The 22,050-nt window shown below is 68.4% G+C and carries 25 protein-coding genes; 17 read left to right on the forward strand and 8 right to left on the reverse strand.

What is annotated here, in order from left to right; translation table 11 throughout:
• Together M7D61_RS09595 and msrB are read right to left on the reverse strand one after the other, a co-directional pair.
• A partial coding sequence (locus M7D61_RS09595; RefSeq protein WP_298229909.1) for a rhodanese-like domain-containing protein occupies positions 1-303 on the reverse strand: 303 nt, incomplete at its 3' end.
• Entirely contained in the window at positions 300-707 is a 408-nt protein-coding gene (msrB, locus tag M7D61_RS09600) for a peptide-methionine (R)-S-oxide reductase MsrB (protein WP_298229911.1), read from the reverse strand. The genes M7D61_RS09595 and msrB, both read right to left, overlap by 4 nt.
• A 121-nt stretch (positions 708-828) precedes the next feature.
• Here msrB and M7D61_RS09605 point away from each other — a divergent pair, with 121 nt between their 5' ends.
• The 4 genes from M7D61_RS09605 to groL all read left to right on the forward strand — a co-directional run bounded on the left by M7D61_RS09605 (position 829) and on the right by groL (position 3,902).
• Complete coding sequence (locus tag M7D61_RS09605; protein WP_298229913.1) at positions 829-1,083, forward strand: DUF3263 domain-containing protein; 255 nt, start codon at positions 829-831, stop codon at positions 1,081-1,083.
• A gap of 20 nt (positions 1,084-1,103) precedes the next feature.
• A complete protein-coding gene (locus M7D61_RS09610) occupies positions 1,104-1,637 on the forward strand; it encodes a LytR C-terminal domain-containing protein (protein WP_298229915.1) in 534 nt (177 codons plus the stop codon).
• 265 nt (positions 1,638-1,902) lie between these two features.
• Entirely contained in the window at positions 1,903-2,106 is a 204-nt protein-coding gene (locus M7D61_RS09615; protein ID WP_298229917.1) for a cold-shock protein, read from the forward strand.
• Positions 2,107-2,282: 176 nt separating this feature from the next.
• Positions 2,283-3,902, forward strand: coding sequence for a chaperonin GroEL (gene groL / locus M7D61_RS09620; RefSeq protein WP_298229919.1), 1,620 nt, complete (start codon positions 2,283-2,285; stop codon positions 3,900-3,902).
• Positions 3,903-4,141: 239 nt separating this feature from the next.
• On the opposite strand, the gene M7D61_RS09625 is transcribed toward groL, so the two are convergent.
• Positions 4,142-4,432: a WXG100 family type VII secretion target gene (locus tag M7D61_RS09625; protein WP_298229921.1), complete on the reverse strand. Its 291-nt coding sequence runs from the start codon at positions 4,430-4,432 to the stop codon at positions 4,142-4,144.
• A 160-nt stretch (positions 4,433-4,592) separates the two neighbouring features.
• On the opposite strand from M7D61_RS09625, the gene M7D61_RS09630 reads away from it, so the two are divergent.
• Positions 4,593-4,751 carry a hypothetical protein gene (locus M7D61_RS09630; RefSeq protein ID WP_298229923.1) on the forward strand — a complete coding sequence of 53 codons (159 nt, stop codon included), beginning with the start codon at positions 4,593-4,595 and terminating at the stop codon, positions 4,749-4,751.
• A 1-nt stretch (position 4,752) separates the two neighbouring features.
• Here the strand turns inward: M7D61_RS09630 and M7D61_RS09635 are convergent, their stop codons facing one another.
• Complete coding sequence (locus M7D61_RS09635; protein WP_298229925.1) at positions 4,753-6,399, reverse strand: HAMP domain-containing sensor histidine kinase; 1,647 nt, start codon at positions 6,397-6,399, stop codon at positions 4,753-4,755.
• Positions 6,400-6,439: 40 nt separating this feature from the next.
• Positions 6,440-7,135 (reverse strand): response regulator transcription factor, encoded by a 696-nt coding sequence (locus M7D61_RS09640; protein WP_298229927.1) that lies wholly within the window; start codon positions 7,133-7,135, stop codon positions 6,440-6,442.
• Positions 7,136-7,239: 104 nt separating this feature from the next.
• On the opposite strand from M7D61_RS09640, the gene M7D61_RS09645 reads away from it, so the two are divergent.
• The 3 genes from M7D61_RS09645 to M7D61_RS09655 are packed head-to-tail and all read left to right on the forward strand — an operon-like array spanning position 7,240 to position 9,992.
• Positions 7,240-8,469, forward strand: coding sequence for an FAD-dependent oxidoreductase (locus tag M7D61_RS09645; RefSeq protein WP_298229929.1), 1,230 nt, complete (start codon positions 7,240-7,242; stop codon positions 8,467-8,469).
• 4 nt (positions 8,470-8,473) lie between these two features.
• Positions 8,474-9,397 (forward strand): dihydropteroate synthase, encoded by a 924-nt coding sequence (gene folP / locus M7D61_RS09650; protein ID WP_298229931.1) that lies wholly within the window; start codon positions 8,474-8,476, stop codon positions 9,395-9,397.
• A complete protein-coding gene (locus M7D61_RS09655) occupies positions 9,390-9,992 on the forward strand; it encodes a dihydrofolate reductase family protein (protein WP_298229933.1) in 603 nt (200 codons plus the stop codon). The genes folP and M7D61_RS09655 overlap by 8 nt, the downstream gene beginning before the upstream one ends.
• Positions 9,993-10,037: 45 nt before the next feature.
• On the opposite strand, the gene M7D61_RS09660 is transcribed toward M7D61_RS09655, so the two are convergent.
• Positions 10,038-10,610, reverse strand: a complete 573-nt coding sequence (locus M7D61_RS09660) for a DUF3027 domain-containing protein (RefSeq protein ID WP_298229935.1) — start codon at positions 10,608-10,610, stop codon at positions 10,038-10,040.
• Positions 10,603-10,983, reverse strand: a complete 381-nt coding sequence (locus M7D61_RS09665) for a cold shock domain-containing protein (RefSeq protein WP_298229937.1) — start codon at positions 10,981-10,983, stop codon at positions 10,603-10,605. Before M7D61_RS09665 ends, M7D61_RS09660 begins: the two co-directional genes overlap by 8 nt.
• A gap of 106 nt (positions 10,984-11,089) precedes the next feature.
• Here M7D61_RS09665 and M7D61_RS09670 point away from each other — a divergent pair, with 106 nt between their 5' ends.
• From M7D61_RS09670 to M7D61_RS09680, 3 genes are all read left to right on the forward strand, one after another.
• Positions 11,090-11,353 carry a hypothetical protein gene (locus tag M7D61_RS09670; protein ID WP_298229939.1) on the forward strand — a complete coding sequence of 88 codons (264 nt, stop codon included), beginning with the start codon at positions 11,090-11,092 and terminating at the stop codon, positions 11,351-11,353.
• A gap of 28 nt (positions 11,354-11,381) precedes the next feature.
• Positions 11,382-13,184, forward strand: a complete 1,803-nt coding sequence (locus tag M7D61_RS09675; protein WP_298229940.1) for a helicase-associated domain-containing protein — start codon at positions 11,382-11,384, stop codon at positions 13,182-13,184.
• A 64-nt stretch (positions 13,185-13,248) separates the two neighbouring features.
• Positions 13,249-14,895: a DNA repair helicase XPB gene (locus M7D61_RS09680; RefSeq protein ID WP_298229942.1), complete on the forward strand. Its 1,647-nt coding sequence runs from the start codon at positions 13,249-13,251 to the stop codon at positions 14,893-14,895.
• 6 nt (positions 14,896-14,901) lie between these two features.
• On the opposite strand, the gene serC is transcribed toward M7D61_RS09680, so the two are convergent.
• A complete protein-coding gene (gene serC / locus M7D61_RS09685; RefSeq protein ID WP_298229943.1) occupies positions 14,902-16,014 on the reverse strand; it encodes a phosphoserine transaminase in 1,113 nt (370 codons plus the stop codon).
• Between the two features lie 75 nt (positions 16,015-16,089).
• On the opposite strand from serC, the gene M7D61_RS09690 reads away from it, so the two are divergent.
• The 6 genes from M7D61_RS09690 to M7D61_RS09715 all read left to right on the forward strand — a co-directional run bounded on the left by M7D61_RS09690 (position 16,090) and on the right by M7D61_RS09715 (position 21,881).
• Positions 16,090-16,779, forward strand: a complete 690-nt coding sequence (locus M7D61_RS09690; protein WP_298229945.1) for a metal-dependent transcriptional regulator — start codon at positions 16,090-16,092, stop codon at positions 16,777-16,779.
• Between the two features lie 191 nt (positions 16,780-16,970).
• Positions 16,971-17,819 carry a C40 family peptidase gene (locus M7D61_RS09695; RefSeq protein ID WP_298229947.1) on the forward strand — a complete coding sequence of 283 codons (849 nt, stop codon included), beginning with the start codon at positions 16,971-16,973 and terminating at the stop codon, positions 17,817-17,819.
• 176 nt (positions 17,820-17,995) lie between these two features.
• Positions 17,996-18,496: an HNH endonuclease gene (locus tag M7D61_RS09700; protein WP_298229948.1), complete on the forward strand. Its 501-nt coding sequence runs from the start codon at positions 17,996-17,998 to the stop codon at positions 18,494-18,496.
• Positions 18,497-18,856: 360 nt separating this feature from the next.
• Complete coding sequence (locus M7D61_RS09705; RefSeq protein WP_298229950.1) at positions 18,857-19,885, forward strand: dihydrodipicolinate synthase family protein; 1,029 nt, start codon at positions 18,857-18,859, stop codon at positions 19,883-19,885.
• Positions 19,886-19,999: 114 nt separating this feature from the next.
• A complete protein-coding gene (locus M7D61_RS09710) occupies positions 20,000-21,328 on the forward strand; it encodes an MFS transporter (RefSeq protein WP_298229952.1) in 1,329 nt (442 codons plus the stop codon).
• Positions 21,329-21,371: 43 nt separating this feature from the next.
• A complete protein-coding gene (locus M7D61_RS09715; RefSeq protein WP_298229954.1) occupies positions 21,372-21,881 on the forward strand; it encodes a cupin domain-containing protein in 510 nt (169 codons plus the stop codon).
• Positions 21,882-22,050 lie beyond the last annotated feature (169 nt).

Consider the following 22,050-nt stretch of genomic DNA (forward strand, 5'->3'; position numbering starts at 1 on the left):
GGCGTTCCACTCCGTGATGCCGCCGGCGAGGTGGGCGACCGTCCAGCCCTCGGCGGCGAGCGTCCTGCCGGCGTGCTCCGACCGGCTGCCGTGCGCGCAGTACAGCACGACGCCCTCGTACTGGTAGTCGGAATCCGGTCGCGCACCGGCGCGGAACTGCGAGAACGGAACGCTCACGGCGCCGGGAATCGCCGGCGCCTCGGCGATCTCCTCCGGTTCGCGCAGGTCGATGAGCAGCCCCACCTCCGAGGCGTCGAGGCGTTCGCGCAACTCCGCGGGGGTCAGCGTGACGAGGTCGCTCACTGCGCGTCCCCCGGTGCGAACTTGAGCGAGATCGAATTCATGCAGTAGCGGTCGCCGGTGGGGGTGCCGAAGCCGTCGGGGAAGACGTGGCCGAGGTGCGACCCGCAGTTGGCGCAGCGCACCTCCGTGCGCACCATGCCCAGCGTACGGTCCTCGATGAGTTCGACGGCCTCCGGGCGGACGCTCTCGTAGAACGAGGGCCAGCCGCAGCCCGAGTCGAACTTGGTGCCGCTCTTGAAGAGCTCGGCGCCGCAGGCGGCGCAGGTGTAGAGGCCGGTGCGGCTCTCGTCGAGCAGCTCGCCCGTCCACGGGCGCTCCGTCGCGGCCCCCCGCAGCACGGTGTACTGTACCGGGTCGAGTTCGGCCCGCCACTCGGACTCCGACTTTGATACCGCGTATGCCATGACTTCCTCCACCACGAGTCGACAACCACAATAACCACCGCGCTGCGCGCCGGGGCGGCGATCCAGCGAATCGCCGCGCGCGCTACCCGCCGGCGATAGGCGGTCTGACTATTCTCCCGCCGTGGCGCCACTATCGGAGCGGGAAGAATCCATCCTCGCCTTCGAACGGGACTGGCTGGCCGGCGCCCGCGCGAAGGAGCAGGCGATCCGCTCTCAGTTCGCGCTCTCCCCGGCCCGTTACTATCAGGTGCTCGGCCGCCTGATCGAGACGCCGCAGGCCCTCGCCTTCGATCCCATGCTCGTCAAACGCCTGCTGCGCCAGCGTGACGCCCGCCGGGCAGCCCGCCTCGCGCGCACCCGGCCGCTGATCCCCTGATCTCCCGCAAGGACACCCGTATGACGCAGAAGCACCCCGCCGACCGGTTCGACGTCGCCGACCACACGGAGCGCGTCGGCGCCCACCGTACGCCTAGCCCCGCCGCCCGCGCCTGGGTGTGGATCGGGTGGTGCGCGCTCGCCACAGCGGTCATCGTCTTCGGCGGCTGGATCACCATCCGGGCCGTCGGCTCGTCCTCCGACGCGGGCGGTCTGCCGGGTTCCGCACCGTCGGAGACGACGGTGACGTCGACGACGGCGCCGAAGGTCAGCGCGGCGGCGCAGGTCACGGTGCTCAACGCCTCGGGCACCCAGTCACTCGGGGATTCCGCGGTGAAGGCCCTCGTCTCCGCAGGCTTCAAGAACGCGTCCGGGGTCAACGCGAGCCAGCACGACGTCACCAGGACGACGATCTACGTCTCCGACACTAAGAACCTCGCCTTTGCGGCCGGTGTGGCCACGGCGCTCGGCGTCGGCCAGATCGTCGTCTCGACGGAATACGGGTACACCGGCGACAACGTGACCATCGTGCTCGGGTCGGACTATTCGGGCTGAGCTCTGGTCCTGGATCTCGCGTTCTGAGGTCGTCCGCAGCGCGTGGGCTGCCGCCTTTCGCCGGGGCGCGCGATCGATCCACCGGATCGATCGCCTGAGCGCCCCGCGCGCCTTATTTCCGGCGGATGACGGCTGCGGCACGCCCAGGTAACCATTTGCCTTAATCGGGCATCCGAGCGGATTCCGCCGCCTGGCCGCTGCTACTGTCTGGCTCACGCGCAGCAGTTCCCCTGGGCGGGCACAGCAAGCAATGGAGTAAGAAGAAATGGCGAATGGGACCGTCAAATGGTTCAACGCTGAAAAGGGCTACGGCTTCATCACCGTCGATGAGGGCGGCCAGGACGTATTCGTCCACTACAGCGCCATTGACATGGGCGGCTACAAGACCCTGGAAGAGGGTCAGAGGGTCGTCTTCGAGGTCGGCACGGGCGCCAAGGGCCCGCAGGCGGAATCGGTGCGGCTGGCGTAGCACCACCCACTGGGCTTCGATCGGGTGCCGCTCGGGAATCCCGGGCGGCACCCGCATGCTCACGCCCGGTGATCCGGCTTGCACTCCCCAGGGGCGAGTGCCAGAATCATCCTTAGCACTCGACCGATTCGAGTGCTAATGACATCTTCGCTACGTCCGGGAGGGACGAGAAACACATGGCAAAAATCATCGCTTTCGATGAGGAAGCCCGCCGCGGTCTCGAGCGCGGCCTCAACATCCTGGCCGACGCGGTCAAGGTGACGCTTGGCCCGCGCGGTCGCAACGTCGTGCTCGAGAAGAAGTGGGGCGCCCCCACGATCACGAACGACGGCGTCTCCATCGCCAAGGAGATCGAGCTCGACGACCCCTACGAGAAGATCGGCGCTGAGCTGGTCAAGGAGGTCGCCAAGAAGACCGACGACGTCGCCGGCGACGGCACGACCACCGCGACCGTGCTCGCCCAGGCTCTTGTCAAGGAAGGTCTGCGCAACGTCGCGGCCGGCGCCGACCCGATCAGCCTGAAGAAGGGCATCGAGAAGGCGGTCGCAGCCGTTATCGCCGAACTCGTCGCGAACGCCAAAGAGGTCGAGACCAAGGAGCAGATCGCCGCGACCGCCTCGATCAGCGCCGCCGACCCCGAGATCGGCGCCCTCATCGCCGAGGCCATCGACAAGGTGGGCAAGGAAGGTGTCGTCACCGTCGAGGAGTCGAACACCTTCGGCACCGAGCTCGAGCTCACCGAGGGCATGCGCTTCGACAAGGGCTTCCTGTCGCAGTACTTCGTCACCGACCCTGACCGCCAGGAGGCGGTGTTCGAGGACCCGTACATCCTCATCGCCAACCAGAAGATCTCATCGATCAAGGACCTGCTGCCCGTTGTCGACAAGGTGATCCAGGCCGGCAAGCAGCTCCTCATCATCGCTGAGGACGTCGACGGCGAGGCCCTCGCGACTCTCATCGTCAACAAGATCCGCGGGATCTTCAAGTCGGTCGCCGTCAAGGCCCCCGGCTTCGGCGACCGTCGCAAGGCCCAGCTCCAGGACATCGCGATTCTCACCGGCGGCCAGGTCATCTCCGAGGAGGTCGGCCTCAAGCTCGAGAACGTCACCCTCGATCTGCTCGGCCGTGCCCGCAAGGTCGTCATCACCAAGGATGAGACGACCATCGTCGAGGGCGCCGGCGAGGTGTCCGCGATCGAGGGCCGCGTCAAGCAGATCCGGCAGGAGATCGAGAACACCGACTCCGACTACGACCGCGAGAAGCTCCAGGAGCGTCTCGCCAAGCTCGCCGGCGGCGTCGCCATCATCAAGGCGGGTGCGGCCACCGAGGTCGAGCTCAAGGAGCGCAAGCACCGCATCGAGGACGCGGTGCGCAACGCCAAGGCCGCAGTGGAAGAGGGTGTCGTCGCCGGTGGCGGCGTCGCGCTCATCCAGGCCGGCAAGACCGCGTTCGACAAGCTCGAGCTCACCGGCGACGAGGCGACCGGCGCCAACATCGTCAAGGTCGCCATCTCGGCCCCGCTCAAGCAGATCGCGCTCAACGCCGGCCTCGAGCCGGGCGTTGTCGCGGCCAGGGTCGCCGAGCTGCCCGCGGGTTGGGGCCTCAACGCCGCTACCGGCGAGTACGGCGATCTCATCCTGCAGGGCATCATCGACCCGGCCAAGGTGACTCGCTCCGCGCTGCAGAACGCGGCGTCGATCGCAGGCCTGTTCCTCACCACCGAGGTCGTCGTCGCCGACAAGCCCGAGAAGGTTTCGGCCCCGCCGATGCCCGATGGCGGCGGCATGGACTTCTGATCTGAGGGTCGGGGTCGAGTAGTCGCAGGGCACCGAGACTCCGGTAGATCATCAGAGGCGGGACACCCCTTTCAGGGTGTCCCGCCTCTGTGCTGCGTGCCGGACGCCTTCGAGAGGCGAAGAGACGTTCGTTGCGCGAGAGGGTGGCGGCGCCACGATTCCCCGTGCGTCGCCGGCACAGCAGGAGCGGGGCACCCCATTCTCGGGGCGCCCCGCTCCGTTTTTCGGCGCGATGCCGTTCAGCTCATGAACATGTGCGCGTTGTGCTGCTCGACGTCCGCGTACTGGCTGGCCGCAGCTTGGAGGGCGGTGTGGATGCTGCTCATCGCCTCTTCGAGCTCGAGCTGCGCCTTCTGCCACTCGCCGAGCACGGTCTGGAAGGCGCTTGCCGCGCTGCCCGACCAGGACTGCTGCAGACCCGCGAGCTGCGCGGTGAGGGTCTGAGCCTCGTTCTGCAGTCGCGCGAGGGTGGATTGGGCGGCGGTGGTCGTGGAGTGCACGACGTCGGCGTCGACCTGGAAGATGGCCATGGGAGTCTCCTTCAGTGGTGGGGTAGGGATGGCCAGACGCTAGGGCGGGGGCGGCACGCGGCGGCCCCGGCGCGGAAGCGCCCTGTGGATGGGGGATCGGTGCGTCCGGTTGTGAGGGGCGAGCGGTAACGGCGGAGGGGCTTTCGCCGATGGTGAGGATATGGAGCAGGCATTCGCGCTCTTCGGATTCGTGGTCCCGTCGGACGCGCGCACGGCCGCGGCCGGGCTGCCCGTGGTCGAGGGCGTCGAGCGCATCGCCGAACGTCTCGGGGTGCCGAAGCACCTCCGCCCGCTCATCGTCGAGTTGGCGACGGCCTGAGCTACCCGGCGAGGGGCAGCGCCACGCGGAACGTCGCCCCGCCGCCCGGGGTGTCGAGCACCGCTACGCTGCCGCGGTGGGCGCGCACGATCGAGTTGACGATCGCCAGCCCGAGCCCTGAGCCGCCGGTCTCGCGGGTGCGCGAGGTGTCGGCGCGCCAGAAGCGCTGGAAGATCTTCTCGCGGATCTGCGGCGGGATCCCCTCGCCGTGATCAATGACGTCGAGCAGGGCGCGACGGCCGACGAGGTCGACCGTGACGCCGATCTCGATGGGAGAGCCCGCCGGCGTGTAGCGGACCGCGTTGGCGATGAGGTTGGCGAGCACCTGGCGGAGCTTGTTTTCCTCGCCCAGGACGATCGCGGGGAGTGTCTGAGGGGTGGGGATGTCGTCGAGGTGCAGCGGCACGGTCTCTGTCAGGACCACCTGGCTGCGCCGCGAGCGCCCACGGCGCAGCCGGGCGAGAGCCGAGCCCGCGAGGGCGATCGGCCCGGTGGCGCCGTCGATGGGCGCGGGGCGCGGCGGCGCGGCGAGCGTCCGGACGCCGGTGCCGCCGCCCTGGATGGAGGCGACGACGCGGAAGGTGCGGTCGGGGTTGGCGGCGCCGGCGTCCAGTGCGGCGTCGTGCGCGAGAGGCAGCAGGTCGACGCGCGCGAGGTCGAGCGGACGGGCCTCGTCGAGGCGCGCGAGCTCCAGCAGGTCTTCGACGAGGAGGCCCATGCGCACGGCTTCCTTCTCGATGCGGCCCATCGCCTGGGTCACTTCTTCCGGGGTGCTCAGCGCGCCCATGCGGTAGAGCTCCGCGTAACCGCGCACGGTGACGAGCGGCGTGCGCAGCTCGTGGCTGGCATCCCCCACGAAACGGCGCATCTGCTCGATGGTGCGCGCGCGATCGCGGAAGGCGCGGTCGATGCGGCCCAGCATCGTGTTGAGCGAGCGGTTGAGGCGGCCGACCTCGGTGTTGGGCTCGGCGCCGCCGAGGCGCTGGCTGTAGTCGCCGTCCGCGATGGCGGCCGCGGTGCGTTCGACCTCGCGCAGCGGGGCGAACGCCGCGGTGACGAGCATCCGAGTGAGGACGGCGCCGACCACGACGACGATGACCGAGAAGCCGAGGAAGATCGACAGGTAGCTCGCGATCGCGGAGTTGATCTGCTCGGTCGAGACGGCGACGATGACCGTGCCCTGCTGCGAGGTGCTCGCGTAGGTGACGACCTTGCACAGCGCCCGGTACTGCACGGTGCCTGAGGCGTTGGCGATGGTGAACGGGCCGCCGGCGGCGCAGTCCTTGCCCTGCGCCACCGTCATCGTCTTCGGCACGACGGGCTGCGTCGCCGCAGCGGCGGCCGTCCAGTTCGTGGCGCCGAGCGCGCCCTGGGCGTCGTAGCGCACCATGAAGTAGTCGGTGCGGGTGCCGTCGTCATCGATGATCGCGGCGTGCGCCTGGGCCGAGTCGAAGACCGCGTTGATGTTGGCCGGGGCGGATGCCGCCTGCAGCTGCTCATCGAGTTGCTGCAGCAGCACGGGCCGGAAGAGCAGCATCGTGCCGAGGCCCGAGAGCAGCAGGCCGAAGGTGAGCAGCATCACCGTCACGCCGGTCACCTTGGTACGCAGCGAGATGGCGGCCCAGGCCGCTGCGATCGATCGGTGCATGATGCTCACACGCTACGCGGCCGAGTTGGGCTGCGGTCGGTCAGGAGGCCTTGCCGGCCTTGAGCATGTAGCCGAAGCCGCGCTTGGTCTGGATGAGCGGCTCACTCGAGTGCGCGTCGACCTTGCGGCGCAGGTACGAGATGTAGCTCTCGACGATCCCGGCGTCGCCGTTGAAGTCGTACTCCCACACGTGGTCGAGGATCTGCGCCTTGGACAGCACCCGGTTGGGGTTGAGCATGAGGTAGCGCAGCAGCTTGAACTCGGTGGGCGAGAGCTCGATCGGGGTCTCGCCGACGAAGACCTCATGGGTGTCCTGGTCCATCGTGAGCTCGCCCGCGCGGATGACGGCGTCATCGTCGGCTTGCATGGTGCGACGGAGGATCGCCTTGATGCGCGCGACGATCTCATCAAGGCTGAACGGCTTCGTGACGTAGTCGTCACCGCCGACGGTGAGGCCGGTGATCTTGTCCTCGGTGTCGTCCTTGGCGGTGAGGAAGAGGATCGGCGCCGTGTAGCCTGCGCCGCGGAGGCGCTTGGTGACGCTGAATCCGTTCATGTCGGGGAGCATGACGTCGAGGATGATGAGGTCCGGCTCCTCCTCGAGGACGGCCGAGATGGCCTGGGCGCCGTTGCCGACGGCGCGGACGGCGAAGCTGGCGAAGCGCAGACTCGTCGTCAGCAGGTCGCGGATATTGGGTTCGTCGTCGACGATGAGGATGCGTGGTCCTGCGGTCATGCCAACAAGTATCTGCACGTTTCCTGAGAATATCCAGGGTGTTGTTGTTGTCCATGCCGAATGCGCGCCGTGTGCCGATGCGCGCCCCCGCCTAGGCTGGGGCCATGGCGAGCGAACGGATGGTCATCGTCGGCGGCGGGCTGGCAGCGGCGAGCGCGGCGGAGCAGCTGCGCGAGGAGGGATTCGACGGCGAGATCGTGCTCGTCGCGGGTGAGAGCCACGTCCCCTACCTCAGGCCGCCGTTGTCGAAAGAGTTTCTCGGCGACCTGGCGGCGAGCGAGGAATCCACCTGGATCCAGCCACCGTCCTGGTACGACGACCGCGCGATCGACCTGCGCGTCGGCGTCGCCGCGACCGCGCTCGACCTCGCTGCGCGCACCGTGGCGCTGGACGACGGCGCGGTGCTCGGCTATGACGCCGTGCTCCTCGCCACCGGCGCGTCGGCCCGCGCGCTCGGGGTGCCCGGCGCCGACGCCTCCGGCATCCGCTACCTGCGCACCCTCGAGGACAGCGCCGGGCTCCGCGCAGACCTCGCCTCCGGCGGCAGGCAGGTGGTCATCGTCGGAAGCGGCTGGATCGGCATGGAGGTCGCCGCGCACGCGCGCAGCTACGGTAACGACGTCACGGTCGTCGGCCACTCGGCGGTGCCGCTCGAGTCGGGCGTCGGCGCCGAGCTCGGCGCGTTCTATGCCGGAGTGCACGCCGGGCACGGCGTGACCTTCGTCAACGGGACCCGGGTCACCGGCGTCGACTCCCGCGGCGGGCAGGTCACCGGAGTGCAGACGGACTCCGGCGCCATCGCCGCCGACCTCGTCATCGTCGGCGCGGGCGCGCCGCCGAACACCGGGCTCGCCGAGGACGCCGGGCTTGCCGTCGAGAACGGCATCCTCGTCGACGAGCACCTGCAGGCCGCGCCCGGCGTCCTCGCCGCCGGCGACGTCGCCAATCCGATCCATCCGGTGCTCGGCGCGCGGCTCCGCAGCGAGCACTGGGCCAACGCCATCGACGGCGGCAGGATCGCGGCGCGGAACATGCTCGGGCACGGCGCGGTGCTCGACAAGGTGCCTTACTTCTACAGCGACCAGTACGACGTCGGCATGGAGTACGCGGGCTACCTGCCCTTGACCCACGGTGTGCCCGCGATCATCCGCGGATCGCTCGAATCGGCTGAGTTCGTCGCGTTCTGGGTGGCCGGAGGCCGGCTCGTCGCCGGCATGAACGTCAACGTGTGGGACGTCAACGAGAGCATCCAGGCCCTCATCGCCTCCGGTGCGCCGGTGGATGCGGCGAAGCTCGCCGACCCCGACGTGCCTCTCGACGCGATCGCCGAGTAGCCGCGTGGCCGAACTTTACCTGCCGCCGCTTCGTGATCCGGTGCGGCGCATCGGCGCGCACGCCTTCGACTTCTCGCGCCAGGTGGTGGTGATGGCGGTCGTCAACCGCACGCCCGACTCGTTCTACGATGTCGGCCGTACTTTCGGCCTCGACGCCGCGGTGGATGCCGCACTCGCCGCCGCCCTGGCGGGGGCCGACTGGGTCGATGTCGGGGGAGTGCCCTTCGCGCCGGGGCCTGCGCTCCCCGCCGAGGAGGAGGCCGAGCGGGTCGTGCCGGTCATCCGGAGGCTGCGCGAGCGATCGGATGCGGTGATCTCGGTCGACACCTTCCACGCCGCGGTCGCCCGCGCCGCGATCGCGGCAGGCGCCGATGTCGTCAATGACACCACGGGCATCCATGACCTCGAGCTCGGCCGGGTCGTCGCCGACTCCGACGCGACCCTCGTCATCACCCACTCGCTCGCAGCCCAACAGGGCAAGGGGCCGCGCACCCAGTTCCCGCGCCCTGAGTACGGCGACGTCGTCGGCGAGATCGGCGCGTTCCTGCGCTCGCGGATCGAGCTCGCGGTGTCACTCGGCATCCCCGAGCATCGCCTCATCATCGATCCAGGCCACGACCTCAACAAGAACACCCTGCAGACACTGGAGATCACGAGGCGCCTGTCGGAGATCGCCGACATTGGCCTGCCGGTGCTCGCCGCGGCGTCGAACAAGGACTTCATCGGCGAGACGCTCGATGCGGGGCGCGGCGAGCGGGTGAGCGGTTCGCTCGCGGCCGCGGTGTTCAGCATCCTGCAGGGCGCCCGGATCGTGCGGATGCACAACGTCCCCGAGTCCGTCGCCGCAGTACGGATGACGGAGGCGCTGCTCGGCTGGCGGCCTCCGGCCGGCGCGCTCGTGCACAACATGGGCGAGTTCAATGAGTGATGTCGCGATCGACCGGCTCTGGCCGAAGCCCGCCGAGGGCCTGTCCGACGACGAGATCATCGCGGGCTACGCCCCGCCGCGCCCCGGCTGGCTGCGGCTGAGCTTCGTCGAGTCGCTCGACGGGGCAATCGAACACGACGGGCGCTCGGGCGCGCTGGGGGACGCCGCCGACCGGCGGGTCTTCGACCTGCTGCGCTGGCCGGCGGATGCGATCCTCGTCGGAGCGGGGACCGTGCGCATCGAAGGCTATTCCGGTCCTCTGCTCGGCGAACGCGGTATGGCCTGGCGGCGTGCGCACGGAATGTCCGATACGCCGGAGCTGCGGGTCGTCGGGCGGGCGGCGGATGTGCCCGGTATCGCAGCGGTGCGCACCCTGGGGTATCCGCTTGTCACCTGCGAGGGCGGGCCGACCCTTGCCGGCTCGCTGCTCGCTGCGGGGCTCGTCGACGAACTCTGCCTGACGCTCGCGGCGAGGTTCGAGGGCGCCGGGTCCGGCCGGCTCACCGGCGAGGTCGCCGCCGCCGTGCAAGTGATGGAGCTCGCCCAGGTGCTGCGTTCAGGCAGCACGCTCCTGCTGAGGTACGTCATGGCGTAGCCGGTCTCGACGCGCCGCAGCGCCGTCGCTCAACCGGCGGGACGATCAATCGCCGTCTTCATCGACGTCCGCGAAGTCCTCGTCGTCGTCTTCATCCTCGTCTTCGAGCTCGACCTGGTCGTCGAGGTCGTCACCGTCGAAGTCGTCGACATCGTCGACATCGTCGAGGTCATCGTCCTCATCGCCGGTATCGAGATCGCCCTCGTCGAGATCGTCGTCGAGGTCGTCCTCGCTCTCGCTCGCCGCCACGACGGCGAGCTCGTCGATCGGCGGTTCCTCGCCCGCGGCCGCAGCCGCGTCGCGCAGCGCCTGCTGCTGGGCCTGGTACTCGGCGAGCCGGTCGGCCCACGGCACCCATTCGGGTGCGAGCAGGGCGCGCTCGCCCGGCATGAGCTCGGTCTCGAGCACGTTGACGCTCCCGGTCGCCGGATCGCGCGAGAGCGACACCGTCCAGAACCAGCCCGGATAGCCCGGCATCGTGTTCTCGAAGAGCAGCGAGACGACACCGTCCCCCTCGTCGAGGTGACCGGCCGGCGCGCCGATCGTCGCCGCGGGCGTGATCTCCGCGAGCGCCTCCCGGGCGCGGTCGACGGCAGCGAGCAGGATCTCGTCAGGCATCGAGGTCGTCAGCGACCTTGCGCAGCATGAGCGCGACCTTGCGACCCGTCGCGGCGCCCGGGTAGCGGCCGTGACGGAGGTCGCCGCCGATGGAGTCGAGGAGCTTGACGAGGTCCTCGACGATGACGGCCATGTCGTCGGCCTTGGGACGGCGCGCCTTGGCGATGCTCGGCGGAGCGTCGAGCACGCGCACCGAGAGCGCCTGGGCGCCGCGCTTGCTGTCGGCGATGCCGAACTCGAGCCGCGTCCCGGCCTTGACGACCGTTCCGGCGGGCAGCGCCGACGCATGCAGGAACACTTCCTGCCCATCGTCACCGGCAATGAAGCCGAAGCCTTTGTCCTCGTCGTAAAACTTGACCTTGCCGGTTGGCATCGGGAAATCCTCGTTTCAGAAAATCTGCGCCGCAAAGCCCCTGAGGGCGCCTCGGCCGAAGTTCATTATCCTTGATGACGTGGCCCGCCCTGAAACACCTCAGCCCGTGAAGACCCCGACGGGGTCCGTTCAGCGGTACCTGTCCTATCTGACCTTGTTCCTCATCGGCGCATCGGTGCTGGCCATCATCGCCATCATGGTCTGCACGGGCATATTCCACCTCAACATCCGGACGGCGCAGAGCAGCGCCTGGGACTACCTCTTCGGGCTGCCGCTCGTCGCCCTCCCGCTCGGCGTTGCTTGCATCATCGCGCTCTTCATCGTCAACGCCGTCCAGCGCAGTCGGGCCAACCGGAAGGTGACGAAGTAGTCGGCGCGGGCGACCGAAGAGGCCGGCGATGACCAGCGCGTTGACGCTCGCAGCGCACCTCGCCGCGCTGAGCGATGACGAACTCACCGCCCTCATCGAGAACCGCAAGCTGCCGCGCAAGATCGGGGACTTCTACGACCTCGCCGAGGCGCTGCTCGAGCCGGCCTCGCTGCAGCCCGTGCTCGGGCAGCTCGACCGGCACGCGCTGGGGATGCTGGCCGCCATCGCGGCGGGCCGCCCCGTCGCTCTCGGCTCCGATGCCGCCGAGGCCAGGTTCGACCGCCTCCGCGCATCCGCCCTCGCCTATGTCGAGGGCGGCGGGCTGCGCACCTACGACGGCGTGCGAGCGCTGCTGCGGGCCTGGCCGAGCATGGGCCTGCCGAGCATCGAGGACCTCATCGGATCCCGGCAGCCGTTCCCGCTCGTGCTGCTGCCGACCCAGACCGCGGCCGACATCGACCCGGTCGCCGCCGAGCGCGCCTTCCACACGGTCCAGGCAGTCGCCGAGCTGCTGCTTCAGCTGGACCGCGAGCCGGCCCGCGAACTGCAGAAGGGCGGCCTCAGTCTGCCCGACACTCGACGCGTGGCCATGGCCATGGGCGTCGACACGACGACGGTGCCCGCCCTGCTCTGGCTCGCCTACACCTCCGAGCTCATCGCCCGCGATGGCTCGCTCGTCCTCACCACCGCGGGCGCCGAGCGCTGGTTGAGGCTCACCACCGCCCTGCGCTGGCAGGAGCTCGCGATCAGCTGGCTCGCCGCCCTGCCGGATGCCATCCGCGAACTGCTCGGCGAGCGTGCGCACACCCGCTGGGGGAGCGATCTCCACGAGGTGCTCGAGTGGCTCATGCCAGCCGCCGGCGAGATGCTCGTGACGCTCTCAAGCCGTTTCGAGCCGACCTCCGAACTCCTCGGCATCCGCGTCGGCGACATCCCCAGCAGCTACGGATCGGCGCTGCTCGCCGGCAGCCCGGAGGACGCCGTCGCCCTCCTCGTGCCCCATCTGCCCGGCGAGGTCGACAAGGTCTACGTGCAGCAGGACCTCTCCATCGTCGCCCCCGGACCGCTCGCGCCGGCCGTCGACGCCCGGCTGCGCGCCCTGGCCGACGTCGAGAGCCGGGCGCTCGCCTCTACCTACCGCGTCTCCGCTTCGAGCATCGAGCGCGCGATAGGCGCCGGTGAGACCGCGGAGTCGCTGCGCGGCTTCCTCGAGGCGATCTCGCTCACCGGAATCCCGCAGCCGCTCGACTATCTCATCTCCGAATCGGCGAGCCGCTACGGGCGGGTGCGGGTGCGCGACCAGGCGGCGCATGCGGCGTTCCGCACTGTGATCTCATCGAGCGATCCCGCCCTCATCTCGCAGATCGCCGTCGACAAGGCGTTCCTCCCGCTCTCGCTGCAACGCATCGACGACAGCGCCCTGGGCTCGCGCTTCGCCCGCGACGTGGTGTACTGGGCGTTCGCGGACGCCCGCTATCCGGTCGTCGCCGAGGATGCCAAAGGCAAGCCGGTGAGCGTGCGCAAGCGCCACGCGGTGACGACCGCCTCGCTCGAGCTGCCCGACCGGGCGGGCCAGCTCGTCAAGCGGCTGCGCGAGAAGGATGCCGGCGAGCCGCAGTCGCCGACCGCGTGGCTGACCCGCCAACTCGAGGTCGCGGTCCGCGATCGCCGACCGCTGCTCGTCACCGTCGGCCTGCCGGGCGGGGACGAACAGGAGTTCACGATCGAGCCGACGGGCGTCGGCGGCGGCAGGATGCGCGGCCGCGACCGGCGAGCCGGCGTCGAGCGGACGCTGCCGCTCGCATCGATCACCGCCGTGCGGCCGCTCTAGCGGATTCCGCCGCAGCCTGCCGTTCACAGGCTGCGATGCACCGCCCGCGATAGAGTTGCACGTTATGGCTGACGGCCCTCTTATCGTGCAAAGCGACCGCACTGTCCTGCTCGAAGTGGCCCACCCTCAGGCCGAGGATGCACGTCACGACCTCGCCGTCTTCGCCGAACTCGAACGCGCGCCGGAGCACATCCACACCTACCGGATCACCCGGCTCGGCCTCTGGAACGCGCGCGCCGCCGGTCACACCGCGGAGGACATGCTCGCGACGCTGGAGCGCTACTCGAAATTCGCGGTGCCGCAGACGGTGTCCGTCGACATCCGCGAGACCGTGGGGCGCTACGGCCGCCTCGTCATCGAGCGCGATGCGGACGGCGCGCTCGTGCTGAGTTCGACCGACGTCCCCGTTCTGATCGAGGTCGCGGGCGCCAAGCGCATCGCGCCCTTGCTCGGCGAGCGCATCGGAGACTCCGCCTTCGCGGTGCAGGCCTGGGCGCGCGGCGCCCTCAAGCAGGAGCTCGTCAAGCTCGGCTGGCCGGCGGAGGATCTCGCCGGCTACACGCCCGGCACGCCGCATCGCATCGACCTCAACGAGGACGGCTGGCATCTGCGCGACTACCAGAACAAGGCCGTCGAGAGCTTCTTCGACGGCGGCTCCGGCGTCGTCGTGCTGCCCTGCGGCGCCGGCAAGACGCTGGTCGGCGCGGGCGCGATGGCTACGGCCAAGACGACGACGCTCGTGCTCGTCACCAACACCGTGTCCGCCCGGCAGTGGCGCGACGAACTGCTCAGACGCACCTCGCTGACGGCGGAGGAGATCGGCGAGTACTCGGGCTCGGCGAAGGAGGTCAAGCCCGTCACCATCGCGACCTACCAGATCCTCACCGCCAAGCGGAAGGGCGAATACGCCCATCTCGCCCTGCTCGACGCCCTCGACTGGGGCCTCATCATCTACGACGAAGTGCACCTGCTGCCCGCGCCCGTGTTCAAGCTCACCGCCGAACTGCAGGCTCGGCGCCGACTGGGGCTCACGGCGACGCTCGTGCGCGAGGATGGCCGCGAGGGCGACGTGTTCTCGCTCATCGGCCCCAAGCGCTTCGACGCTCCCTGGAAGGAGATCGAGGCGCAGGGATTCATCTCGCCGGCCGCCTGCTACGAGGTGCGCATTGACCTGCCGGCCTCCGACCGGCTCGAGTACGCGGCCGCGGCCGATGAGGAGCGCTACCGGCTCGCCGCCACCGCCCCCGCGAAGCTCGATGTCGTGAAGCGGCTCGTCGAGAAGCACGCCGGAGAGCGCATCCTTGTCATCGGCCAGTACCTCGACCAGATCAACGAGCTCGCCGAGGCGCTGAACGCGCCCGCGTTGACCGGCCAGACGCCGGTGACCGAGCGCGAGTCGCTCTACCAGCGCTTCCGGGACGGTGATCTCACCGTCCTCGTGGTGTCGAAGGTGGCGAACTTCTCGGTCGATCTCCCCGAGGCCACCGTCGCCGTCCAGGTGTCGGGCTCGTTCGGGTCGCGCCAGGAGGAGGCACAGCGTCTCGGGCGGCTGCTGCGACCGAAGGAATCCGGTCTGCACGCGAACTTCTACACGCTCGTCGCGCGCGACACCGTCGACCAGGATTTCGCCCAGAACCGTCAGCGCTTCCTCGCCGAGCAGGGCTACGCATACACGATCCTCGACAGCGCCGACCTCGCGCAGGCTGCCTGACGGTTGCTACCCCAAGTGCTCGACCGCGTACTCGATCGAGCGGATGAGCTGGGCCACGTCGGACGGCTCGATCGCGGTGAAGGTCGCGATGCGTAGCTGGTTGCGGCCGAGCTTGCGGTAGGGCTCGGTGTCGACGATGCCGTTGGCGCGCAGCGTCGCAGCGATCTCGGCCGCGTCGATGTCCTCGAAGTCGATGGTGACGACGACCTGCGAACGCTCGGCGTCGTTCGCGACGAACGGCGTCGCGTACGAGACCGACTCGGCCCAGTCGTAGAGCAGACCCGACGACTTCTTCGTGCGGGCATCGGCCCAGGCGAGCCCGCCCTCCTCGTTGATCCAGCGGGTCTGCTCGTTCATGAGGAACAGCGTCGCGATCGCCGGGGTGTTGAGGGTCTGGTCGAGACGCGAGTTGTCGAGCGCCAGCTTGAGGGAGAGGGACTCGGGGATGTAGCGGCCCGAGGTGGCGATGCTCTCGATGCGCTCGATCGCGGCAGGGCTCACGGCGGCGAGCCACAGGCCGCCGTCCGAGGCGAAGTTCTTCTGCGGGGCGAAGTAGTAGACATCCGCCTCGGTCGTGTCGAAAAGGATGCCGCCTGCGGCGCTCGTCGCGTCGACGACGGTGAGCGCGCCGGCATCGCCCGCGGCGCGCACCACCGGGTGCATGACGCCGGTCGAGGTTTCGTTGTGCGGGTACGCGTACACGTCGACGCCCTCGACCGCGACGAGCGCCGAGCGGGTGCCCGCGGGGGCGTCGACGACGACGGGTGCGTCGAGCCACGGAGCCGCGGCGGCCTTGGCGAACTTCGCGCCGAACTCGCCGAAGGTGAGGTTCTCGGAGCGCTTCTCGATGAGGCCGAAGGCCGCGGCGTCCCAGAACGCGGTCGAGCCGCCGTTGCCGAGGATGATCTCATACCCCTCGGGCAGTGCGAAGAGTTCGGCGAGCCCCTCCTTGACCGAGTGGACGAGGTGCTTGACCGGCCTCTGGCGATGCGAGGTGCCGAGCAGTTCGACGCCGGCGGTCGCGAGGGCCGTGATCGCCTCCTGGCGGATCTTCGACGGACCGCATCCGAAGCGTCCGTCGGCGGGCTTGAGTTCATCGGGCAGCACGATCGAGGCCATATCCCGATCCTATTTCGTAGGCTGGGAGGGCACGCGCGCCGCACGCGCCTGCGCAAGCCCACTGGAGCCGCTGAAGTGACCGATCTCGTCGACACGACGGAGATGTACCTGCGCACGATCCTCGACCTCGAGGAGGAGGACATCGTGCCGTTGCGCGCGCGCATCTCCGAGCGGCTCGGGCACTCCGGCCCCACCGTGTCGCAGACGATCGCACGCATGGAGCGCGATGGCCTGGTCCGCGTCTCAGGCGACCGCCACCTCGAGCTCACCGAGGCGGGCCGCCGCCGCGCGATCGACGTCATGCGCAAGCATCGCCTCGCCGAGCGGCTGCTCAGCGACGTCATCGGCCTCGAGTGGGAGTTCCTCCACGACGAGGCCTGCCGCTGGGAGCACGTCATGAGCGACCTCGTCGAGGAGCGCATCGTGGCGCTGCTCGGCAACCCGACCGAGTCGCCCTACGGCACGCCGATCCCGAGTCTCGACGACGCCGGTTCCGCTCTGTCGACGACGTTCCTCGACGGGGTGCGCCGCGCGACGGATGCCATCGCCGGAGCCCCGGGCCCGGTGACGAGCACCATCCGCCGTCTCAGCGAGCCGGTGCAGTTCGAGCCGGAGCTGCTCGCGACGCTGCGTGCCGGGGGCATCCTGCCGGGCAACACGGTGACGCTCGCCCGCGTCGGCGGCCGGGTCGCGGCGGCGGTCGACGGCTACCCCCCGATCGATCTCGACTTCGAGACCGCAAGCCACATCTTCATCGCGGCGTAAGGCCCGATTCCGCCTCTGGCAATCCTCTGGCAATGCGCCGAACACGCCTGGGGGGATGTGACATTCCCGTTACCTTCCCGTACTCTCGGTCGAGTCCAAGTGTCGGAGCCCCGGCCACCCCCACCGAACAGGTAAACCCCTTGGCGATTCTCGAAACATCTCTCGATCTCAACTCAATAGGCCACCCCGCGGTGAAGGGGGTCGCGTCCCCCTCCACCCGCCGCGAGGCCAAGTCGGCGGCTCTCGCCCACGAGGCCGCCGACCGCCGCCGCTCGATCGCGGTGCACCAGCTGGCGACGATCCGCGCGAAAGCCGTCAAGCGCTTCGCGGCCGCCGAGGCGAAGGCGGCGAAGTCCGTGGCGGTCCGCCGCAGCGGGAAGCCCGTCATCAAGGCGCTCGCCGTCGTCTTCGCGGTCGGCGTCGTCGCCACCGCTGCGCTGCCGGCATACGCGCTGGCCCCGAGCGCCACCACGACCGAGGTCGTCCGGCAGGCTCAAGGCGTGCAGAGCGTGACCGTTGCCGGCAACGTCGCCGCCGCCAAGACCGTGCACGACGGATTCACCTCGCAGACCCAGACGCAGCTTCTCACCGCCGCCGCCCAGGCCGCTGCGGCGAGCCTGGCGAGCTACCGGGCCGCCTATTCGGGCCCGTCGTACGTGCAGGCCCTCGCCAACCCGCCGCAGCCGAACTTCTCGCTCGCGGCCGTGTTCGCCACCGCGCAGAGGTACCGCGGCGTGCCCTACGTCTACGGCGGCGACACCCCGGCCGGCTTCGACTGCTCAGGCTTCGTGCGCTGGGTGTACGGCCAGTTCGGCATCAGCCTGCCTCACTCGGTCTCGGCGCAAGGCTGGATCGGCACCCGCATCTCGGCGGCCGATGCGCAGCCCGGCGATGTCATCGTGCTCTCCGACGGCTCGCACGACGGTTTCTACGCCGGCCCGGGCATGATCCTCGACGCGCCGGAGCGCGGCAAGGCCGTGCAGAGCCGCCCGATCTGGACGTCGAGCTACTACATCGTGCGGTTCGGGATCAAGCACTGACGCCGCGGTGAGCGACACGGCGTGGGGCAATCCGGGTCGTTTCGCATTTTTCGGGGTTACCCTCCTGTTGTGATGCACCGCTACCACCATCACCACCACCGGCACTCCTGCCAGGTGGCAGTCTCCTTCGGCGTCGTCCTCGTGACGGCGCCGTTTGCGTCTTAAAAGGGGCCTCCATGCGCACTCTCGTTCTGAACGCCGGTTACGAACCGCTCGCGGTCGTGTCGTTCAAGAGGGCCCTCGCGCTCGTCATGAACAACAAGGCGACGGTGGTGCAGGTGGATGCCGAGCATCCGGTGTTCGGCGTCGCCGACGTGTGGGACCGCCCCTCCGTCATCCTGCTCACGCGCTACGTGCGCCTGCCGCACGGCCGCAACGTGCCCGTGTCGCGCCGCGGGGTGCTGCGCCGGGACGCCCACCGCTGCGCCTACTGCGCGAAGCCGGCGAGCACGATCGACCACGTGCTGCCGCGCTCGAAGGGCGGGCAGGACTCGTGGGAGAACCTCGTCGCCTGCTGCCTGCGCTGCAACAACGTCAAGGGCGACCGGATGCTGCACGAGCTCGGCTGGCACCTGCGTTTCACCCCGCGGATGCCCCATGAGCCGACCTGGCTGGTCCGCGGCGCCTCGGAGCACCTGCAGCCCGAGTGGGAGGACTACTTCGCCGAGGCGGCGTAGCCCCGGCGTCCCTTCGCCCTGATGAGGCCTCGGAGCTTGAGGGACGAGCAACTCCGTCCTGAAGGAACGCACCCCTGCTCATCGGGTGAGGCCAGATCCGCAGCCTTCGCGCTGCCGGCATCGACGAACCACGCCGACCCGTAACCGGGTGACACCTCGACCATCTCCGAGGCAGCAGATCCGCTACATCCCCAACGAATCAACTCGAAGTATCGCTGCTTCACCGGCCCTTCACGGCGTACCCGTGCTGGAACCCCACCTCGACGCGCGCCTGATCACCGCATTCCGGGCAAGTTTGGTCTGCGGGACCAAGATCCGAGCATTGCCGGCATGCAATGATGCTTGCGCGCAGCGGACGCCATGGTCCACATCGGCGCGTTGGTTATCAAGGAGGATAAGTTGGCGCAGCGGTATACGGCTCGGGACTTGGTCGGCGTTCTGGGAATCGTGCCGACACCCGCAACACCTGACGCCGGGCGCTGGGACGCGAGCAGCACGGTCAATGTGGACGTGACCACCTCGATGATTCGCGCAGTGGCTCCGGTCGTCGACGCCATCATCACGCTCGGTACGTTTGGCGAAGGCGCGACCCTCACTGAGGACGAAGTCGTCACTTTCATGAAGACCGTCGTGTCCGAGAGCGGCACGACGCCGACGTTCGCCGGCGCAACCACACTGAACACCCGAGACACGATCCGCCGCGCCCGCATGCTCCTGGACATCGGAGTCGACGGCTTGTTCCTCGGACGACCGATGTGGTGCGAGATGGACGATGACTCGATCGTTCGCTTCTATTCCGATATCGCGGACGCTCTGCCGGACGTCCCCGTCATCTTGTACGACAACCCCGCGGCATTCAAGGGAAAGATCTCTTCGGAGTTGTACGCGAGGCTTGCGGCGATCCCCACGCTCATCGGCGCGAAGTACACATCTCTTGGCAGCCAGTACGCGGATGATGTCCAGGCCTGCGGCGACGAGATCCGACTGCTTCCCATGGATGCCGACTGGCTGGATGCTCGTCGAGCGGCCGGTCAACATGTCGCTGCTTGCTGGACCCCCAGCGCCGCATGCGGTACCGAGCCGCTTGAGCGGTTGCGCGAGGCGATGGCCTCTTCCGATTGGGACGCCGCTGACGCGATCAGCCGGGACCTCAAGCGGGCCTACTCGACGCTCATGCCGGATGGCGACTTCTCGCAGTTCTCCAAATACAACATCCCCCTCGACAAGGCGCGGATCGCCGCGGCTGGTGTCACCGATCCCGGCCCGGCCCGGCCGCCGTACCAAACGGCTCCCCAGGCGTATCTCGACGGCGCGATCGAGACGGGACGCCGGTGGGCCGAGTTGCAGCGTAGCTACACGACCCGCGCTAAGGCCAGTTCCGCCAGCTAGCGCTGCTCCGTCGTGCGTGGCCGTGCGACTTCACGTTGCCTAGGCACAAATTCTCTCAGAACAGGCCGATACGAGCCGGGCGACGAAGCCCGCGCCGTCAGAAAGGAAGCTCCTATGTCCACCAATGAGTCGGTTCTGACCCTGTCGGAACCAACTGTTCCGCGGATGACGCCGCGCACTGTCGCCGCTACGGCGGTTGGCACCGCTATGGAGATGTACGACTTCGTTCTGTATGGGACCGCGGCCGCCCTGGTATTCGGCCCGTTGTTCTTTCCGCAGGTGGACCCCGTCGTCGGCACGTTGGCATCGTTGGCGACCTTCGGCGTGGGTTTCGTCGCCCGGCCGCTCGGAGGTGTGATTTTCGGCAACCTCGGCGATCGAATCGGTCGAAAGCGGGTGCTGATCATCACGATGGCCGCGATGGGCGTCTTCTCCACTGTCATCGGACTGCTGCCGACCTATCAGACGATCGGTATCTGGGCTCCGATCCTTCTGGTCGCCCTGCGCCTCGTTCAGGGAATTGCAATGGGCGGCGAGCAAGGCGGGGCTTTCGTCATGGCAGCAGAGTCCGGTGGCAAAGGGTCCGCGCGACGCGGGTTCTTGGGCGCATGGCCGGCGGTGGGCATGGCCGGCGGACTCGTTCTCGCGACTCTCATCTTCGGCGCGTTCGCGGGAGCGCTCAACAAGGATGCGTTCATCGCTTGGGGCTGGCGGGTGCCGTTCCTGATCAGCCTGGTGTTGGTCGGAATCGGTTTGGCAGTGCGATTGGGCGTGCCCGAGACCAGCGTGTTCGAGGACGTCAAGAGCCAGAACCGCACCGCGCGAGCTCCGATGGTCGAGGTCATTCGAAGCCATTGGCGAGGGATTCTGCTGGTGATCGGGATGAAGTCGGGCGAGACCGCGGCGTTCTTCCTCCTCGCAACGTTCTCAGTTACCTATGGGAGTCAATTCCTAGGCATGGAGCGCGCCGGTATTCTGAACGCCGTTCTTGTTGCCGCCGTCGTGGAGATGGTCACGGCTCCACTCTGGGGCGCGCTGTCCGACCGAATCGGACGCCGTCCGGTGATGATCTTCGGGGCAGCGTTCCTACTGGTGTTCGCCGCCCCGTTCTTCCTCCTGATGAACACGACGTCCCTGCCTCTGGTCTACTTGGCTCTGATCCTTGCGATGGGGTTGGGTCACGCACCCCTCGCCTCTCCGTCGGGCGCGTTCTTCGCGGAGCTCTTCCCGACACGCGTAAGGCTCAGCGGGGTCTCCCTAGGGGTTCAGCTCACGGCGATGCTCGCGGGAGGCTTCACGCCGCTGATCGCCACCGCACTTCTCGCCGGGACCCACAGCATCTGGTCGGTTGCCATCTACATCGCGGCACTCGCGCTGCTCTCCTTGATCGCCACACTCGTTACACGAGAGACTTTCAGGTCCAGCGAGTTGCCCGTCGATTGACTCGAGCAAGTTTGTACAGTCCTAACGAACGAGGAGAGGGTTGATGGATAACACGAACGGAAAACTGAGCGAAGAGGGACTGCAGGAATTCATGCAGGAACTGAACCGCATGCACAATCGAGACGACCAGCATGTCATCGAGCCGAATCTCGTCACCCACTCGGAGGATGCGTACTGGCTGAAAGGGACGACCGACAACCCATCCCATCTCGGCCTGCTCCGTCATCTGCCCATGAAGACGGTTGAGTTCATCCTTCAGATGATTCCCGCAGACACTGCGACAGACCTGCAGCGTCATGTCCACGAGTCGATCCACTATGTCGCTGACGGAAGCGGATGGTCGGAGATCGGAGACCAGATCGTCAAGTGGAAAACGGGCGATTTCGTCTTCACTCCGCCGTGGATCTGGCACCGGCACTACGCTGATTCGCAGGACGTGCACATGATCATCATCGAAAACTCTCGGATGTTGAACTCCCTTGATGCGGACCTCCGCGAAAGCCGCGGCAGTATCAGCTTCGCGGACGCGTTCGGAGCCCAAGAAGATAGGTGAGTGAGACCGTGGATGGCGGTCAAGAATACGATCACCGGACGAAGCAGACCAATTGGTTTCCTCCGAATCAGGTTCAGTTGACTACCCCCATTCCGACTGGTGCCCCGCAGCCCTTCGCCTGGGTCCTGGAACTCACTTCACGGGTCGGTGCACCTAGCGAGTTGCCCGA

The organism is Gryllotalpicola sp., from assembly GCF_027352875.1.
Taxonomy (GTDB): domain Bacteria; phylum Actinomycetota; class Actinomycetes; order Actinomycetales; family Microbacteriaceae; genus Gryllotalpicola.

What these genes read in the sequence shown, in the direction of transcription:
- serC (WP_298229943.1), bottom strand. Translation starts at nt 16,014, where the DNA reads ATGGCCTCGATCGTGCTGCCCGATGAACTCAAGCCCGCCGACGGACGC.
- M7D61_RS09660 (WP_298229935.1), bottom strand. Translation starts at nt 10,610, where the DNA reads ATGCCTGACGAGATCCTGCTCGCTGCCGTCGACCGCGCCCGGGAGGCG.
- M7D61_RS09680 (WP_298229942.1), top strand. Translation starts at nt 13,249, where the DNA reads ATGGCTGACGGCCCTCTTATCGTGCAAAGCGACCGCACTGTCCTGCTC.
- M7D61_RS09615 (WP_298229917.1), top strand. Translation starts at nt 1,903, where the DNA reads ATGGCGAATGGGACCGTCAAATGGTTCAACGCTGAAAAGGGCTACGGC.
- M7D61_RS09710 (WP_298229952.1), top strand. Translation starts at nt 20,000, where the DNA reads ATGTCCACCAATGAGTCGGTTCTGACCCTGTCGGAACCAACTGTTCCG.
- M7D61_RS09705 (WP_298229950.1), top strand. Translation starts at nt 18,857, where the DNA reads ATGGTCCACATCGGCGCGTTGGTTATCAAGGAGGATAAGTTGGCGCAG.
- M7D61_RS09625 (WP_298229921.1), bottom strand. Translation starts at nt 4,432, where the DNA reads ATGGCCATCTTCCAGGTCGACGCCGACGTCGTGCACTCCACGACCACC.
- M7D61_RS09700 (WP_298229948.1), top strand. Translation starts at nt 17,996, where the DNA reads ATGCGCACTCTCGTTCTGAACGCCGGTTACGAACCGCTCGCGGTCGTG.
- M7D61_RS09715 (WP_298229954.1), top strand. Translation starts at nt 21,372, where the DNA reads ATGGATAACACGAACGGAAAACTGAGCGAAGAGGGACTGCAGGAATTC.
- M7D61_RS09610 (WP_298229915.1), top strand. Translation starts at nt 1,104, where the DNA reads ATGACGCAGAAGCACCCCGCCGACCGGTTCGACGTCGCCGACCACACG.
- M7D61_RS09665 (WP_298229937.1), bottom strand. Translation starts at nt 10,983, where the DNA reads ATGCCAACCGGCAAGGTCAAGTTTTACGACGAGGACAAAGGCTTCGGC.
- groL (WP_298229919.1), top strand. Translation starts at nt 2,283, where the DNA reads ATGGCAAAAATCATCGCTTTCGATGAGGAAGCCCGCCGCGGTCTCGAG.
- M7D61_RS09630 (WP_298229923.1), top strand. Translation starts at nt 4,593, where the DNA reads ATGGAGCAGGCATTCGCGCTCTTCGGATTCGTGGTCCCGTCGGACGCG.
- M7D61_RS09675 (WP_298229940.1), top strand. Translation starts at nt 11,382, where the DNA reads ATGACCAGCGCGTTGACGCTCGCAGCGCACCTCGCCGCGCTGAGCGAT.
- M7D61_RS09645 (WP_298229929.1), top strand. Translation starts at nt 7,240, where the DNA reads ATGGCGAGCGAACGGATGGTCATCGTCGGCGGCGGGCTGGCAGCGGCG.
- M7D61_RS09655 (WP_298229933.1), top strand. Translation starts at nt 9,390, where the DNA reads ATGAGTGATGTCGCGATCGACCGGCTCTGGCCGAAGCCCGCCGAGGGC.
- msrB (WP_298229911.1), bottom strand. Translation starts at nt 707, where the DNA reads ATGGCATACGCGGTATCAAAGTCGGAGTCCGAGTGGCGGGCCGAACTC.
- M7D61_RS09640 (WP_298229927.1), bottom strand. Translation starts at nt 7,135, where the DNA reads ATGACCGCAGGACCACGCATCCTCATCGTCGACGACGAACCCAATATC.
- M7D61_RS09635 (WP_298229925.1), bottom strand. Translation starts at nt 6,399, where the DNA reads ATGCACCGATCGATCGCAGCGGCCTGGGCCGCCATCTCGCTGCGTACC.